The sequence below is a fragment of the Roseovarius salinarum genome (genome assembly GCF_002834145.1).
GTDB lineage: Bacteria > Pseudomonadota > Alphaproteobacteria > Rhodobacterales > Rhodobacteraceae > Roseovarius > Roseovarius salinarum.
The window spans coordinates 12,160-28,933 of the sequence record NZ_PHNT01000010.1 but is presented as its reverse complement, the minus strand read 5'-3'; the positions used below and the strand labels follow the sequence as shown (position 1 = coordinate 28,933).

Annotated in this window: 13 protein-coding genes; 2 read left to right on the top strand and 11 right to left on the bottom strand. The window is 67.9% G+C overall.

Annotated features, from left to right (window positions below; translation table 11 throughout):
* Positions 1 to 13 precede the first annotated feature (13 nt).
* Positions 14 to 2,044 carry a ComEC/Rec2 family competence protein gene (locus tag CEF10_RS10360; protein ID WP_101068106.1) on the bottom strand — a complete coding sequence of 677 codons (2,031 nt, stop codon included), beginning with the start codon at positions 2,042 to 2,044 and terminating at the stop codon, positions 14 to 16.
* Positions 2,045 to 2,122: 78 nt separating this feature from the next.
* Between CEF10_RS10360 and gltX the strand changes: the two genes are divergently transcribed.
* Positions 2,123 to 3,532, top strand: a complete 1,410-nt coding sequence (gene gltX, locus CEF10_RS10355) for a glutamate--tRNA ligase (protein ID WP_101068105.1) — start codon at positions 2,123 to 2,125, stop codon at positions 3,530 to 3,532.
* Between the two features lie 72 nt (positions 3,533 to 3,604).
* Complete coding sequence (gene gltA / locus CEF10_RS10350) at positions 3,605 to 4,900, top strand: citrate synthase (protein WP_101068104.1); 1,296 nt, start codon at positions 3,605 to 3,607, stop codon at positions 4,898 to 4,900.
* Between the two features lie 171 nt (positions 4,901 to 5,071).
* Here the strand turns inward: gltA and CEF10_RS10345 are convergent, their stop codons facing one another.
* The 10 genes from CEF10_RS10345 to CEF10_RS10300 all read right to left on the bottom strand — a co-directional run bounded on the left by CEF10_RS10345 (position 5,072) and on the right by CEF10_RS10300 (position 16,603).
* Positions 5,072 to 5,893 (bottom strand): enoyl-CoA hydratase-related protein, encoded by an 822-nt coding sequence (locus tag CEF10_RS10345; protein ID WP_101068103.1) that lies wholly within the window; start codon positions 5,891 to 5,893, stop codon positions 5,072 to 5,074.
* Between the two features lie 40 nt (positions 5,894 to 5,933).
* On the bottom strand, positions 5,934 to 6,395 hold the full coding sequence (locus CEF10_RS10340; RefSeq protein ID WP_101068102.1) for a cytochrome c-type biogenesis protein: 462 nt from the start codon (positions 6,393 to 6,395) through the stop codon (positions 5,934 to 5,936).
* Positions 6,392 to 8,365: a heme lyase CcmF/NrfE family subunit gene (locus CEF10_RS10335; RefSeq protein WP_101068101.1), complete on the bottom strand. Its 1,974-nt coding sequence runs from the start codon at positions 8,363 to 8,365 to the stop codon at positions 6,392 to 6,394. The genes CEF10_RS10340 and CEF10_RS10335 overlap by 4 nt, the downstream gene beginning before the upstream one ends.
* A 103-nt stretch (positions 8,366 to 8,468) precedes the next feature.
* Positions 8,469 to 9,044 (bottom strand): holin family protein, encoded by a 576-nt coding sequence (locus CEF10_RS10330; protein ID WP_101068100.1) that lies wholly within the window; start codon positions 9,042 to 9,044, stop codon positions 8,469 to 8,471.
* Positions 9,035 to 9,658: a holin-associated N-acetylmuramidase gene (locus CEF10_RS10325; RefSeq protein WP_101068099.1), complete on the bottom strand. Its 624-nt coding sequence runs from the start codon at positions 9,656 to 9,658 to the stop codon at positions 9,035 to 9,037. Before CEF10_RS10325 ends, CEF10_RS10330 begins: the two co-directional genes overlap by 10 nt.
* A 63-nt stretch (positions 9,659 to 9,721) precedes the next feature.
* Positions 9,722 to 10,198 (bottom strand): cytochrome c maturation protein CcmE, encoded by a 477-nt coding sequence (ccmE, locus tag CEF10_RS10320; protein WP_101068098.1) that lies wholly within the window; start codon positions 10,196 to 10,198, stop codon positions 9,722 to 9,724.
* Between the two features lie 82 nt (positions 10,199 to 10,280).
* Complete coding sequence (gene argC / locus CEF10_RS10315) at positions 10,281 to 11,309, bottom strand: N-acetyl-gamma-glutamyl-phosphate reductase (RefSeq protein ID WP_101068097.1); 1,029 nt, start codon at positions 11,307 to 11,309, stop codon at positions 10,281 to 10,283.
* A gap of 61 nt (positions 11,310 to 11,370) precedes the next feature.
* The gene (locus CEF10_RS10310; RefSeq protein WP_101068096.1) at positions 11,371 to 12,183 is read right to left on the bottom strand and encodes a glutamate racemase; all 813 of its coding nucleotides are present in this window, start codon (positions 12,181 to 12,183) and stop codon (positions 11,371 to 11,373) included.
* A gap of 25 nt (positions 12,184 to 12,208) precedes the next feature.
* Positions 12,209 to 13,072: a lysophospholipid acyltransferase family protein gene (locus CEF10_RS10305; RefSeq protein WP_101068095.1), complete on the bottom strand. Its 864-nt coding sequence runs from the start codon at positions 13,070 to 13,072 to the stop codon at positions 12,209 to 12,211.
* A gap of 108 nt (positions 13,073 to 13,180) precedes the next feature.
* Positions 13,181 to 16,603 carry an indolepyruvate ferredoxin oxidoreductase family protein gene (locus CEF10_RS10300; RefSeq protein WP_101068094.1) on the bottom strand — a complete coding sequence of 1,141 codons (3,423 nt, stop codon included), beginning with the start codon at positions 16,601 to 16,603 and terminating at the stop codon, positions 13,181 to 13,183.
* Between the last annotated feature and the right edge of the window lie 171 nt (positions 16,604 to 16,774).

Here is a 16,774-nt window from a genome sequence, read left to right as displayed (position 1 = left end):
TGCGCCCGCGGCATCAGCCGTCGGGCGGCGTGTTCCACAGCCGCCGGCCTGTCACGTCGCGGGCCGAAACAACGCGCATCCCCTTCCCCCGACGATACAGCGCCAACGCCCCCGTTTCGCGCAACGTGCCGGGGTGCACGACCCGGCAGGCCGCGCCAGGCGCCAGCGCCTCGGGCGGCGCCACGGTCAGCACCACCCATTTCCCCGCCGTGCAACCCTCGAAATCACGGGCCGCGCGCTTGCCGCGCAACGCCACCACCGGCATGGCGACAGCGGACCGTTCCGACCAGCGGGCGGCCGCACCCTCCTGCGCCGCCGCGTCGCCGTCGTTCTCCAACCAGTTGGCCGCCACGAAGCCGGCGCCGCGCGGATGGCTCAGGGCGCGGCCCGACTCGGTCATCACGCCCACCAGCCGGCCGGTGTCGGCGATCAGGACATCGGGGCGCTCGGTCCGGGCCCAGAGCAGCAGCGCCACCGCCACGGGCACGCCCCCCGCCAGCCGGCCCCGCCCCTGCCACAGCGCGAGCACCAGCGCACCGAACGCCATCAGCGGCAGCACGGGCCAGTCGGGGCTGACCACGGTGCCGCGTGCACCGTCCAGGCCCGCAACCCAATGGGCCACGCCGAGAATCCAGCGCAGCCCCAACCCCATCACCCAGAGCCCCGCGGCCTCAAGCCCGAACGGCATCAGGCAGGCCGAAAGCACCGCCGCCGGCATCACCAGCGCCCCCATCAGCGGCACGCTGAGCAGGTTGGCCAGCAGCCCGTAGTGCGCGAACTGGTTGAAATGCGCGGCCGCCACGGGCGCCGTGGCCAGCCCGGCCACCGCCGAAGAGATCACCACCGCCGACACCGGTTTCAGCCAGACCGGTCCCAGAGAGAGACCGTGATCGCGGATCAGCCCGAACACCACCACCAGCGCGGTGGTCGCCGCGAAGGACATCTGGAATCCGGGGCCAAGCAGCGCCTCGGGCCGCCAGGCCAGCATCAACGTGGCCGCGAGCGCGACCGCCCGCAGGCTGAGCACGCGCCGGTCGAGCATCACCGCGACCAGCGCGACCGCGGCCATCACGAAGGCCCGCTCCGTCGCCACGTTGCCACCCGACAGCGCAAGGTAGCCCGCCGCGACCGCCAGCGCCATCGCCGCGGACAGCTTCTTGGCGGGCACCCGCAGGCCGAGGGTGGGCACCGCGGCAAACCCCAGCCGGAAAAGCGCGAAGACGAAACCGGCCAGCAACCCCATGTGCAGACCCGAGATCGCGAGCAGGTGGGCAAGGTTCGACACCCGGAGCGCGCGCAGCGTTTCCTGGCCGATCGCGGCGCGGTCGCCGGTCATGATCGCCGCGGCGAAGGCCCCTGCCTCGCCCGGCAGGCCGGCCCGGACACGGTCCGATAGCGCCATGCGCGCGGAAAACACGGGCAGCGCGCCGGGCTCGGGCGGGGCCAGCGCAAGAACCGGGGTGCGCGTATAGCCCACCGCGCCCAATCGGTCGAACCAGGCATGGCGCTGGAAATCGAAGCCGCCGGGCTCCACCGGCCCGCCGGGCGGCGACAGGTGGCCGGTCAGTGTGACGCGCAGCCCGGGCCGCGGGTCCACGAACCCCTGTTCGCCGTGGAGCGACACGCGCACGCGCGCGGGTGTCCGCGCCGGCGCGACGTCGCGCAGCACGACCCGGTCGAGCGTCAGCCGCACCGCGTCCGAGGCGGAGCGGTCGATGTCCACGACCCGCCCCGTGACGGGGCCATAGTAGCGCCACCCCAGCACCGGTTCGGCCACCATCTGCGCGCGCAACCCCGCAAGGCAAAGCCCCGCCCCGCAAAGCGCGAGCGCCCAGAGAACGGGGCCGGCGACCGGCCCGGCGCGTGCGGCCACGACCCCGAGGCCGAGCACCCCGGCCGCGACGTAAAGGTAAAGCACGGCCGGCGGCTCGACCTTCAGCGCGAAATAGAGGCCCACGCCGGCGGCCACGAAGACGGGCACCCAGGGGAAAAGGTGGCCGCGCTGCGCGAGCCAGCCGGCCGCGAGCCATTGCCGAACGCCCAAGTCTTGTCTCCCTTCCGGCGGGCCGATAGACAGGCGCGGAGGCTATTTCCGCATGGTTACCGAAAGGTTAATTCGCGCATGTCCCAGCAGGTCGTGACCCGTTTCGCCCCCTCGCCCACCGGCTTCCTGCATATCGGCGGGGCGCGGACCGCGTTGTTCAACTGGCTTTACGCGCGCGGCCGCGGCGGCACATTCCTGCTGCGCATCGAGGACACCGACCGCGAGCGTTCCACCCCCGAGGCCATGCAGGCGATCCTGGACGGGCTGGCGTGGCTGGGGCTCGACTACGACGGCGAGGTCATCAGCCAGGCGGCGCGCGCCGAGCGGCACCGCGAGGTCGCGCACCGGATGCTGGGCGAGGGCACCGCCTACAAGTGCTTCGCCACGCCCGAGGAAATCCAGGCCTTCCGCGAGGAGGCGCGTGCCGCCGGGCGCTCGACCCTATACCGCAGCCCGTGGCGCGACGCCGACCCGTCCACGCACCCCGACGCGCCCCACGTGGTCCGCCTGAAGGCCCCGCGCGAGGGCAACACCGTCATAGCCGACCACGTGCAGGGCAAGGTGACCGTGCGCAGCGACCAGCTCGACGACATGGTGCTGCTGCGCTCGGACGGCTCGCCGGTCTACATGCTCGCGGTGGCGGTGGACGATCACGACATGGGTGTCACCCACGTGATCCGCGGCGACGACCACCTCAACAATGCCGCGCGCCAGTCGCTGATCTACCGGGCGATGGGGTGGCCCCTGCCCGAGTACGCCCACATCCCGCTGATCCACGGGCCCGACGGCAAGAAGCTGTCCAAGCGTCACGGGGCGCTTTCGGTGGAAGAGTACCGGGCGATGGGCTACCCGGCGGCGGGCATGCGCAACTACCTCGCACGGCTGGGCTGGAGCCACGGTGACGCCGAGTTCTTCACCGATGCGCAGGCGCTGGAATGGTTCGACCTCGACGGCATCAACAAGGCGCCCGCGCGCTTCGATTTCAAGAAGCTGGAGAATCTCAGCGGTCGTCACATGGCCGCGACCGACGATGCTGCGCTGCTGCAAGAACTCGACGGTTTCCTCGCGGCGACCGACCGCCCGGCCCTGAGCCAGGAAAAAAGGCAGCAGCTTCGGGCAGCCCTCTACTGCCTGAAAGACAGGGTGAAGACCTTTCCAGACCTTCTTGAAAAGGCGAATTTTATTCTGGATGAACGCCCGATCGAGCCGGACGGGAAGGCGGCCAAGGCGCTGGATTCTGTATCCCGTAGTATACTGGGCGAATTGACGCCGCAGTTGCAAAATGCTAATTGGACGCGGGACAATCTGGAGGCTGTTGCCAACCGGTTTGCCAAGACGAAAGGCGTGAAATTCGGTAAGCTGGCGGGGCCCATGCGGGCCGCGCTGGCGGGGCGATCCGCAACGCCGAGCGTCTTTGACATGATGCTTTTGCTCGGGCGGGAGGAAACCATCGCCCGGCTCTCCGACGCCGCCTCAGGAGAGGGCTGACCCCCCTGCAAGGCCGACTTCAACAAGCCGCCTTGGGCGCGCCGCGCACAGGCAACCGAGGAAGGACACGCAATGGCAGACTCGACCAAATCCGCGAAACTGACCATCGACGGCGAAAGCCACGACCTGCCGATGTTCTCGCCCACGGCCGGGCCGGATGTCATCGACATTCGCAAGCTCTACGCGCAGGCGGGCGTCTTCACCTACGATCCCGGCTTCACCTCCACGGCAAGCTGCGACAGCACGATCACCTTCATCGACGGCGACAAGGGCGAACTGCTGCACCGTGGTTACCCGATCGACCAGCTGGCCGAGAAGTCGCATTACCTCGAGGTCTGCTACCTGCTGCTTTACGGCGAGCTGCCCTCGCCCGCGCAGCTGGAGGATTTCGAGACCCGGGTGACGCGCCACACCATGCTGCACGAGCAGATGATGTACCTGTTCCGGGGCTACCGCCGGGACGCGCACCCGATGGCGATCATGGTGGGCGTGGTCGGCGCGCTGTCGGCCTTCTACCACGACAGCACCGACATCAACGACCCGTGGCAGCGCGAGGTCGCCTCGATCCGCATGATCGCCAAGATGCCGACGATCGCGGCGATGGCCTACAAGTACACCATCGGCCAGCCGTTCGTGTATCCGCGCAACGACATCGACTATGCCTCCAACTTCCTGCGCATGTGCTTCGCCGTGCCGGCAGAGGACTACCAGGTGAACCCGATCCTGAGCCGCGCGATGGACCGGATCTTCACCCTGCACGCCGACCACGAGCAGAACGCCTCGACCTCGACGGTGCGGCTGGCCTCGTCCTCGGGCGCCAACCCCTTCGCATGCATCGCCGCCGGCATCGCCTGCCTGTGGGGGCCGGCGCACGGCGGTGCCAACCAGGCCTGCCTGGAGATGCTCAAGCAGATCGGCACGCCCGACAAGATCCCCGAATACATCGAGCGCGCCAAGGACAAGAACGACCCCTTCCGCCTGATGGGGTTCGGCCACCGCGTCTACAAGAACTTCGACCCCCGCGCGCGGGTGATGAAGCAATCGGCCGACGAGGTGCTCGACCTGATGGGCATCGAGAACAACCCGACGCTCCAGGTCGCCAAGGAACTGGAGAGGCAGGCGCTCGAGGACCCGTATTTCGCGGACAAGAAGCTGTTCCCGAACGTGGATTTCTACTCGGGCATCATACTCGAGGCGATGGGCTTTCCGATGTCGATGTTCACGCCGATCTTCGCGGTCTCGCGCACCGTCGGCTGGATCTCGCAGTGGAAGGAGATGATCGCCGATCCGCAGCTCAAGATCGGCCGGCCGCGCCAACTCTACCACGGGGAAACCGCGCGCGACTACGTCGACATCGAGAACCGCTGATCCCGCCGTCCTTGGCGGAGCCGCTATCGGAATGTCGCGCCCTCCGGGCGCGGCATTTCTTGTTGGCGCCCTTGCGGGCGCGTGCCTCCGGCGGGAGTATTTCGGGCAAGATGAAGCACGCCCGCGGGCGCAACGGCGCCGCCAGCGTCGCGCGCCCCTTCTCGACGGCCCTCAGCGCCCCTCGAAGTGCGGGGGGCGCTTTTCGGTGAAGGCCACCAGCCCCTCGCGGAAGTCGCGCGTGTTGCCGCAGGCGCCCTGCAGACGGGCCTCGAGATCGAGTTGACGATCCAGCCCGTTGTCCCAGCTGTGCCGGATCGCCGTCTTGAGGTTGGCATAGGCCTGCGTCGGCCCGGCCGCCAGGTGCGCCGCGCGCGCGCGCCAGCGGTTGTCGAAGGCGTCGTCCTCCACAGCTTCCCAGATCATGCCCCAGTCGCTTGCCTGACGGGCGCCGATCGGGTCGGCAAACAGCGCCGCGCCCATCGCCTTGGCCCCGCCCATCTGGCGGGGCAGCCAATAGGTGCCGCCGGCATCCGGCATCAGCCCGATGCGCGTGAACGCCTGCATGAAATAGGCGCTCTCGGTCGCGATCACCACGTCGGCCGCGAGCGCGAGGTTGGCCCCCGCCCCGGCCGCGGGGCCGTTGACGGCACTGATCGTGGGCACCGCGCATTCGCCGATCGCCCGCAGCATCGGCACGTATTCGTCGCGCAGCACCCGTTCGAGATCCAGCGCATCGGCGGAGCCGGCATCGCTGAGATCCTGCCCCGAGCAGAAGGCCGACCCGTTGCCGGTCATCACCACGACGCGCGCCTCGCGCGCCGCGGCCGGCACGGCATCGGTGATCTCGGCGCGCATCTGGGTATTGAGCGCGTTCATCTTGTCGGCGCGGTCGAGGCGCAGCACCGCGATGTCGTCGGCGATCTCGACCGATATCGTCTGGTAGTCCTTCACGGGGGGCCCTCCCGGTGATGTGCAAAAAGGCGCGGGCCGCATCAAACCCGGAAACGCGCCGGTGTCAAACGGCGACGGCGCGTCACTCGTTCATGATTTCGCGCAGGCGCGCCTGTTCCTCGGCGCTCAGGTGATCCGTCTGCGCGCCGCCCGCCTCCTGTGCGCGGGCACGTCGCCGCAGGTAGACGGCCGCGATACCGCCGCCAAGGAACAGCATCGCCGGCCCGGCTGCCCAGAGGACGAGGTTCCACCCGTCGGTGCGGGGCTGCAGCAGCACGTATTCGCCGTAGCGATCGACGACGAAATCCACCACCTCTTCGTTCGTGTCCCCGGCCTCGAGGCGTTCGCGCACCAGAAGGCGGAGGTCCCTGGCCAGCTCGGCATTCGAGTCGTCGATGGATTCGTTGCGGCACACGAGACAGCGTAGGCCCGCCGAGATGTCGCGCGCGCGCTGTTCGAGCTCGGGGTCGTCGAGGATCTCGTCGGGCTGCACCGCCCATCCGGGGGCGGCAAGCAGGCAAAGGATCAGCGCCAGGCGTTTCATTCCGCGGGCACCCCGGGCGCCGCGGCCGGCGCCTTGCGCGCACCGGCGGCCACGCGGTATCGGCGGTCGCTCAGGCTGAGCGCACCGCCGAAGGCCATCAGGATCGCGCCACCCCAGATCCAGTTGGCCAGCGGCTTGTAATAGGTGCGCACGGCCCAGCCACCGTTGTTCTGCGGGTCGCCGATCACGACATAGACGTCGCGCAGGAAGCCGTTGTTCAGCGCCGCTTCCGTCGTGGGCATCTTGGCCACGGGATAGAACCGTTTCTCGGGCTCCATCGTGCCGATCACGCTGCCATCGCGGGCCAGCGTGATGTCGGCACGGGTGGCGTTGTAATTGGGGCCCGCGACTTCGCGCACGTCGTTGAGCGTCAGCGTGAATCCGGCGACCTCGAAGCTTTCGCCGACCTGGACGGTGCGAATGTCCTCGACCTCCCAGGCCTTGAGCCCGGCGATGCCCGCGATCACGATACCGAGACCACCGTGCGCCACCGCCTTGCCCCAGTCGGCGCGCGGCAGGCGCAGCAGCCGCCAGGCACGGCCGCCGGCCCGGCCCGTCCGCGACCAGAGATCCACCGCCGCACCGGCGATCAGCCAGGTCCCGAGGAACAGGCCCACCGGGCCCAGCGCGCTGCGCCCGGTCTGCACCGCCCAGGTGAGCGCCGCCACGGCCAGCGCCAGCACCGCGGCATACCGGAGCCCGTGGATCGTGCGGCCCAGCCGGGCGCGTTTCCACGGAAGCATCGCGCCCACCGGCAGGATCAGCCCCAGCACCACCATGAAGGGCGTGAAGGCCATGTTGAAGAACGGCGCGCCCACCGACAGCTTGCGGTCGAAGGCCATCTCGGCCACCAGCGGCCAGATCGTGCCCACGAAGACGACGAAGGCCGAAACGCCCAGCAGGATGTTGTTCGTCACCAGCGCCGATTCGCGGCTGACCAGCGAGAAGACGCCGCGCGCCTGCATGGCCTGTGACCGCGCGGCGAAAAGCGTCAGCGCCCCCATCATGAAGACCGCGAGGATCAACAGCAGGAACACGCCCCGGTCGGGGTCGCTGGCGAAGGCGTGGACGGAGGTGATGATGCCCGAGCGGGTGATGAAGGCCCCGATCATGGAGAAGCCGAAGGCGACGATGGCCAGCAGGACCGTCCAGCTTTTCAGCGCCTCGCGCTTTTCCACCACGATCGCCGAATGAAGCAGAGCGGCGGCGATCAGCCACGGCATGAAGGACGCGTTCTCGACCGGGTCCCAGAACCAGAAGCCGCCCCAGCCGAGTTCGTAATAGGCCCACCAGCTGCCCAGCCCGATGCCGATGGTCAGGAAGATCCAGGCGGCCAGCGTGTAGGGGCGCACCCAGCGGCCCCACGCGGCATCGACGCGCCCCTCGATCAGGGCGGCCACGGCGAACGAGAAGGTCATCGAGAGCCCGACGTAACCGAGGTAGAGGAACGGCGGATGAAAGGCGAGACCCGGGTCCTGCAGCAGCGGGTTGAGATCCTGCCCGTCGAAAGGCGGCGTGCCCACGCGCAGGAAGGGGTTGGAGGTGAACAGGATGAACGCCAGGAAGGCCGCCCCGATCATGCCCTGCACGGACAGGACGCGCGCCCTCAGCCCCGGCGGCAGATTGCCACCGAACCACGCGGCGAAGGCACCGAAGAGCGACACGATCAGCACCCACAGAAGCATGGAGCCCTCGTGGTTCCCCCAGACGCCGGTGATCTTGTAGAGAAGCGGCTTGGCCGAATGGCTGTTGAGCACGACCAGACGCAGCGAGAAGTCCGATGTCACGAAGGCCCATGTCAACGCGGCGAAGGAGACCGCGACCAGCATGAACTGAACGCTGGCCGCGGGCTCGGCCGAGGCCATCCAGCCCGGCCATCTTCGCTGCGCACCGACCAGGGGCACGAGCGACTGGAAACAGGCGACGAGGAACGCGAGGATCAGGGCGAAGTGGCCAAGCTCTGTAATCATGAGAGTTTTATAGAGCTTTGTCCGCTCGGCGCCAACGGGATTCGACAACCGCCACCTGCGGCGGAGGATCACAGTTGCGCGACGCTGTGGCCCGCCGCGTCCCTCAGCCGCGGCGCGCGCGCCACGCGTTGAGGGCCGCGTTGTCCTCGGGGGCGGTGGCACGGGCGGACACGCGCGCGTCATGGCCGGTGTCGGCCGCGCCGGGGCTGTCGTGGCGCAGGGCCTCGAGACGGGCGATGTTGTCGATCACCCGCGGTGTGCGCGTCATGGTCGCCGCGATCTCACGCTGGAACTGCTGTCCCTTGAACTGGTGGCGCGCGCCGAAATAGAAGGACACGACCGCGCCCAGAAGCCACCACAGCGGTTCGGGCACCAAGGCCAGCCCCTGCATGCGCGCCGCGAACCATGCCGGGTCGGCCATTGCCGTCGCGAACAGGGCCAGCGTGCCGAAGGCCATTGCAGGGCGCGGCAACCGGTTGAGCGCGTCGATCAGCCTGTCGAAGCGGCCGCGGCGTGCCCCTGCGAATTCGGCGGCGAACTGTTCCAGCGTCTCGCCGCGCAGCGCGGCCGCGCGCGCCGCGCCGGCCTCGGCATTCTCTCGGAACACCTCTGCGGTTTCAGCCACCACGTTGCGGCCGCCGCCGAACAGGAAATCCAGTGCCTTCGCGATCAGTCCCATGCCGCGACCCTTTCCTCGAATTCCGCCGCGCTCAGGTGGTAGTGCGGCGCGATGAAGCTTTCGGCGCGCTTGATCCACCCGCCCTTGCCGCCCGCGCGGGTGCGGGCGAACTTGCGCAGCTTGGGCCGCGCGTCGGCCAGCCGGAGGTAGTAGTTGCGCCGCGCGATGCCGTAGGCGTCGGCGATGTGATCCGGCGCGGCGCGTGCCGCCGCCCGGGTGGCCTGCGCGGTCTGCGGGCCGATCACGCCATCCACGGCGACCGTCTGCCCCATGCGCCGCAGCAGCCGCTGCAGGATGCGCACCGCGTTGGAGCCGGCGTTGACGTACATGTCAAAGACGCTCGGCCGCAGAACGGAGGGCAATTCGGTGATCCGCGGACGGTGGAAGTAGTGCTCGACGAAGACGCGCACCGCGTCGTCCCGGCTGAGCGCACGCACGTCTGCCACGTCAACGTCGCCGTCGCGGTCGAGGTCCAGGCCCAGACGCCGCATCGTGCCGATCGTCACGCCGTGGTTGGTCGCCCCGCCCGGATCGTCGGGGTCGTTCACGAAGCCGCCCTCGCGCGCGACGATGTCACGCGCGATGTCGTCTACACTCGGGGTTTCTCTGGTCATGCCACCTGCCCGACGCGGTTGAACTCCGCGGGCAAGCCTGTGGCGCAATGGTTAACGCGGGGCTCAGCTACCGTTCGCCGGCGCGTGGCCGTCGTAGTCTCCCTCGGGATCCTGGTAGACACCCTGCTCCTTCAGGCTGTCCACGACCTCCTTGGGCATGTAATCCTCGTCGTGCTTGGCAAGGATCTCGGTGGCCTTGAAAACGCCGTCCTGATAGGTGCCGGTGCCGACCATGCCCTGGTTTTCCTCGAACAGGTCGGGCAGCACGCCGCGGTAGGTCACGGGCACGGCCGCGCCGCCATCGGTCACGTTGAAACGGATGACCTCGCTCTCGCCGCGCACCAGGCTGCCGTCCTCGACCAGCCCGCCGATACGGAACACCTCCGTGGGCTGGGGCGGCTCTTCCAGCACCTGGCTCGGAGAGCGGAAAAAGTTGATCCCGTCGCGCATGGCATAGCCGATCAACGCCGTGGAGGCCACGAGCGCGACGGCCGCCAGCGCGATGACCTGGATCCGGCGTTTCTTCTTGAGCGATTTCATCGGTCTCGTCCCTCCCCGATGTGCCGGGCCAAAACTTTTCCCGAAAGTTTTGGCAAGATTTTTGTGGAAAAATCTTGCTTGCCTACGGGAAACACGGCGCCAGCATCAGGCCTGTCGTCTCGCAATTACCTAACATCAGGTTCGCGTTCTGCAAGGCCTGCCCGCTGCTACCTTTTGTCAGGTTATCCAGCGCGGCCACGACGATCGTGCGGCCCGGCCGCCGGTCGGCCACGGCGCCGATGTGGCAGAAGTTCGAGCCGCGAACATGCCGTGTGCTGGGCACCTCGCCGAAAGGCAGGACCTCGACGAAGGGCTCGCCCGCGTAAGCCCCGGACAGCGCGGCATGAATGGTGTCCGCCGCGCCCTTGACGTAGCCGGTGGCGAGAATCCCGCGGTTGGCTGGGATCAGGTGCGGCGTGAACTGGATGCGCACCTCGCGCCCGGCCAGCTTGCTGAACTCCTGGTCGAACTCGCCCAGGTGCCTGTGCGTGCCACCGACGGCATAGGCATGGTAGCCCTCGCTCAGCTCCGCGTGCAGAAGCATCTCCTTCAGGCTGCGCCCCGCGCCCGAAACACCGCACTTGAGGTCCAGGATGATCTCGTCGAGGTCGATCGCGCGTTCCGAGATCAACGGGCGCAGCAGGTATTGGCCGGTCGCCGCGTTGCACCCCGTGCCCGCCACCAACCGCGCCTGCCTGATCTCTTCGCGGTAGAACTCGGTCAGCCCGTAAACCGCTTCCTTCTGCATCTCCACCGCCGAATGCGGGTTACCATACCACGTTTCGTAATCCGCCGGATCACGCAGCCGGAAATCCGCGCTGAGATCCACGATCTTCAGATCGCGGGGCAACGCCCGGATCACCTCCTGGCTGGTCTTGTGCGGCAACGCGCAGAAGCAAAGGTCGATCCCCGAGAAATCGATCTCGTCCACCTTGGCCAGCACCGGCAGGTCGAGGTGACGCAGGTGCGGAAACACCTGCGCCATGCTCTGGCCGGCCCTGGCATTGGCCCCGAGGGCCGCGATCTCCATCGCCGGGTGGGTGGCGACAAGCCGGACGAGTTCGGCACCGGTGTAGCCCGACGCGCCGAGGATAGCGATCTTCTGGGTCATCTGTGCCCCTTCTGCGGTTTGCCGCCCTTCTATGCCGCACGCGGCCCGCCGCCAAGGGGGCTCAGGCGGCCTCGAACGCGATCGGACGGTGCATGAACTGCGTCGCCCGATCCGAAACCCGCGCGGGGTCGCCGGTGGTCAGGAAAAGGCTCTTCTGCCCCGGCCCCAGCATGTTCGGGTGCCGCTCGAGATAATCGGCGAGGCTTTCCGCCACGAGGTTGGCCTGCGAATAGACCTGCACGCCCGTCCCCAACGCCGCCTGGAACGCGCCTTCGAGAAGCGGGTAATGCGTGCACCCCAGGATCGCCGCCTCGGGGGCGGGCATCTTGCGCCTGAGCGCGTCGACATGGGACCGCACCAGTGCCTCGGCGAGGATCATGTCGCCTTCCTCGATGGCGTCGACGACGCCGCCACAGGCCTGCGCCTCGACATCCACGCCGATAGCGCGGAACGCCAGTTCGCGCTGGAAGGCGCGGCTGGAGACGGTGGCCGGCGTGGCGAACAGCGCGACATGCTTGACCGCGACCTCGCGCGGCGGGCTGTTGTCGCCCCACTGGCGTTCGGTCAGCGCCTCGATCAGCGGCACGAAGACACCGAGAACACGCTTGTCGGCGGGCACCCAGCTTTCCTGCATCCGCCGCAGCGCCGCCGCCGAGGCGGTGTTGCACGCCAGGATCACAAGGTCGCACCCCGCCGCCCAGAGCCGTTCGACCCCAGCCTTGGTCAGCTCGTAGACGTCTTCGGCATCGCGCACGCCGTAAGGTGCATGCGCGTTGTCGCCGTAGTAGACGAACGGCACGTGCGGCAGGCGCTTGCGCACCGCCTCGAGCACGGTCAGGCCGCCCAGCCCGCTGTCGAAGATTCCAACTGCCATGTCGCCGTGCGCCCGTCCGCGAAGATCACTCGAACTCGAAGCCGATTTCCCGCGGGTTCACCGGCCTCGGGCTGAGCTCATACGTCTTGTGGCGCAGGAAATCCATGAGCGATTTGGTATCACCGGCGTGCGCGTCGAGCGCGCCGCGACCCAGCGGCGCGCCCACCACGACGCGCACGGAGGTGTCCACCCGCTTGCGGAACTCCTTGATCAGAAGCCCCATGCGCAGGGTGTAGTGCAGGTGACTGGCGATCTGGAACAGGCGGCTGGTGTGACCGTCGAAGAAAACCGGGACCACGGTCGCGTCCGACTTGGCGACCATGCGCGCCGTGAACCCGCGCCAGCCGGGGTCCATCGGCTGAGCCAGCGGCTTGGCCGCCGTCGACACCGCGCCGCCCGGGAAGATGCCCACAGCCCCGCCAGACCCGAGGTAGCGCAGCGATTCCCTGCGGGTTTCGAGGTTGAGCTTCAACGCCTCCTTGGTGCCGTCGAAATTGATCGGCAGGATCACGCGGTTGAGATCCTCGGCCTTGCGGAACACGTGATGCGCGAGGATACGGAAATCGCCCCGCGTCTGGCTGAGAATGTGGCCCATCATCAGGCCGTCGAGTATGCCGTAGGGATGGTTGGCGATCAGGATCAGCGGCCCCTCGCGCGGGATGCTGGCCAGGCTGCCGCCGATCACGTCGAGCGTCAGCCCGTAACGTTCCACCATCACCTGCCAGAAGCTGCGGCCGCTGGCGACCTCGTGCTCGTAGCCGCGGGCCCGCTTGATCAGCCCGATGCGGCCCGTGAGGTTCTCCATCGTGCGGATCATCGCCCGGCCGCCCCGGGTTTCCGCGGAGTGTGAATAACTGATGTCACGGGCAATGTGACGTTCGGGGCGCATGGGGGCTCCTGCTCTGCGATTCGCGCGCCTTTTACGGGTGTGCGACGGGTCTGACCAGCTTTCGTGACAGTTTCATGAAGTCCCGTCGCCGCAGCCCCCTTTCGCCGTTCACTCGGCGGCCTGGGCGGGTTGGGTGCCGCCCGCGCGGATCGTCGCCAGAAGCGCCTCGCGCTGCTTGGCCGCCTTGGCCTCGTTCCCGGCCTTGACGGGGCCGAAGCCGCGGATCTCGAGCGGCAACCGCGCGAGCGCCACGATGACGTCACGCGTATTGTCGTCGAGCTTGGGCAGCACCTCGGCCATGTCCTGCTCGTACTGCTTGATCAGCTTGCGCTCCATGCGCCGCTCGGCGGTGTAGCCGAAGGGATCGAAGGGCGTGCCGCGCAGCTTGCGCATCTTGGCGATCCAGCGCAGCGGCCGCTCGAGCCACGGGCCGAACGCGCGCTTCTGCGGCCGCCCGTCCGGCCCAGTCCTGGCCAGGAGCGGCGGGGCAAGGTGAAAGGACATCCGGAAATCGCCGTCGAATTCCTCCGCCGCCTTGTCGCGGCTTTTCAGCAACAGGCGGGCGACCTCGTATTCATCCTTGTAGGACAGCAGCTTGTGATAGCCCTCGGCGGCGGCCGCCTTCACCGTGTCATCCGCGATCCCGTCGACCAGCTTGCGGTAGCGGCGCGCCAGCCCCTTGCCCTGGTAGGCCTCCAGATGATCGGCGCGGTAGGCGATCTTTTCCTCAATGCTCCTGGGCATCTCGACCACCTGGGCCGGGCGCAGCAGCTTCTCGGCCTCATCGGGGAAAGCGGCCGCCCAGCGGCCGATGTCGAAGGCGCGCAGGTTGCGCTCCACCGCGGCGCCGTTGAGCTCGACCGCCTGCGCGATGGACTCGCGGCTCAGCGGCACCAGCCCGCGCTGCCAGGCCGCACCGAACACCATCATGTTGGAATAGATCGAATCGCCCAGCGTCGCCTGCGCGAGGTCCGAGGCGTCGAACAACTGTACCGCCTCGCCGATTCGCGCGTGCAGCGCCTGGTCGAGCCGCTCGCTCGGGATCCGGAACTCCGGGTCGCGGGTGAAGTCGCCTGTCATGATCTCGTGGCTGTTGACCACCGCGCCGGTGCGGCCGCGCCGCGTCAGACCAAGCGTGTTCGCACCGGCGCTGACCACGAGGTCGCCGCCGATCAGGGCGTCGGCTTCGCCGGTGGCGACGCGGATCGCGCTGATGTCCTCCGGTTTTTCGGCAATCCGGCAATGGATGTGCACCGCGCCGCCCTTCTGGGCCAGCCCCGCCATCTCCATCATGCCCGCGCCCTTGCCGTCGATCTGGGCGGCCTGCGCCATCACCGCGCCGATGGTGACCACGCCGGTGCCACCGACGCCCGTGATGACGACGTTGTGGGTGCCGTCGATCCCCGGCAGCTCCGGTTCGGGCAGGTCGGGCAACTCCAGTTCGGCCGTGGCAGCCTTTTTCGGCGTGGCGCCTTCGAGCGTCACGAAACTGGGGCAGAACCCCTTGAGGCAGCTGAAATCCTTGTTGCACGCCGACTGGTCGATCGCGCGCTTTCGGCCGAGTTCGGTCTCGACCGGCGTGATCGCCACGCAGTTGGACTGCACGCCGCAATCGCCGCAGCCCTCGCAGACATCGGTGTTAATGAAAACGCGGCGGTCCGGGTCGGGGAAATTGCCGCGCTTGCGGCGGCGGCGCTTCTCGGCGGCGCAGGTCTGCACGTAAATTATGGCCGATACGCCCTTGATTTCGCGAAACTTCCTCTGAACATCCTGCAGGTCGTCGCGTTCATGCCATTCCACATCCCCGGGAAAACCTTCGCGCGCGGGTTCCTCCTTCGGGTCGTAGACGACCGCGATGTGCCGCACGCCCGCGGCGCGGATCTCGCGCGCGATCTGGTCGGGGCCGAGGCCGCCCTCGTTGCCCTGGCCGCCGGTCATCGCCACGGCGTCGTTGTAGAGGATCTTGTAGGTGATGTTGGTGCCCGCGGCCAAGGCCGCCCGGATCGCCATCAGCCCGGAGTGGTTGTAGGTGCCGTCACCCAGATTCTGGAACACGTGATCGCGGGTGGAAAACGGCGCCTCGCCGATCCAGTTGGCGCCCTCGCCGCCCATGTGGGTGTAACCGCTGGTTTCACGGTCCATCCACATCGCCATGATGTGGCAGCCGATCCCGGCATAAGCGCGCGAGCCCTCGGGCAGGTTGGTCGCCGTGTTGTGCGGACAACCCGCGCAGAAATACGGCAGCCGCTTGGCGATATCTTCGGCGTTGTCTGCTTTCTTCGCCTCTTCAATCTCTTGCAGGCCGGCCTTCACGCTGTCGGTGCCGCGTCCCTCTTCCACGAGGATGCCGCCGATCTTCTCGGCGATCATCACCGGGTCGAGCGCCATGCGCGTCGGGAACAGCTCCTCGGTGTGCATGCCGCCGGCGCCGCCCTTGTACCAGCCGTAAACGCGGCGGCCCCGCCGGTCGTCGAAGATCGCCTCCTTGATCTGGATCTCGATCAGCTTGCGCTTTTCCTCGACCACCACGATCAGGTCGAGCCCCTCGGCCCATTCGTGGAAGCTGGCCATGTCCATCGGGAAGGTCTGGCCGATCTTGTAGGTGGTCAGCCCCAGCCGCTCGGCCTCCGGCGCATCGATGCCCAGAAGGTCCAGCGCGTGGCTGAGATCAAGCCAGTTCTTGCCCGCGGCGACGAAGCCGATCTTCGCACCCGGCTTGCCCCAGACACGTTTGTCCATCCGATTGGCCCGCGAAAAGGCCTCGGCGGCATAGCGCTTGTAGTCGATCATCCGGGCTTCCTGCGGAACCCAGTGATCGTTCAGGCGGATGTTCAGCCCGCCCTCGGGCATCTCGAAGTCGGGCGTGACGAACTGCATCCGGTCGGGACGACCATCGACCACGCTGGTTACCTCCACGGTGTCCTTCATGGTCTTGAGTCCGCACCAAACGCCCGCGAAGCGCGACAGGGCGAAACCGTAGAGACCGTAATCGAGGATTTCCTGAACGCCCGCCGGCGACAGCACGGGGATGTAGGCATCGACCATCGCCCAGTCCGACTGGTGACAGGTGGTCGAGGATTCGCCCGTGTGGTCGTCCCCCATGGCCATCAGCACGCCGCCGTGGGGCGAGGTGCCCGCCATGTTGGCATGGCGCATCACGTCGCCCGAGCGGTCAACGCCGGGGCCCTTGCCATACCAAAGGCCGAACACGCCGTCGAACCTGCCCTCGCCGCGCAGTTCCGCCTGCTGCGTGCCCCACAGCGCGGTGGCGGCAAGATCCTCGTTCAGCCCCGGTTCGAACTTGATGTTGGATTCGGCCAGCTGTTTTTCGGCGCGGCTCATCTGCATGTCCACCGCGCCCAAGGGCGAACCGCGATAACCGGTGACGTAGCCGGCGGTGTCCAGGCCAGCCGCCCGGTCGCGCGCCGCCTGCATCATCATCAGCCGCACCAGCGCCTGCGTGCCGTTGAGCAGAACCGGGGATTTGCTCAGGTCAAGGCGATCGTTCAGCGAAATCTTCTGCTTGCTCATCGCGCGCGCTCCTCCTCGTGGCGGAATATGGGATCAAATATATATCAATTATAGGTCAATTTCTATGACCTAACCCCACGTTTTTGCGTCCCGGCGTCGTCGACAAGCTGTATATCGGTCGGTTTTTTGCTATTGCGGTCATGCGCCCCCCTTGAATCGAAAGTTTCCGTC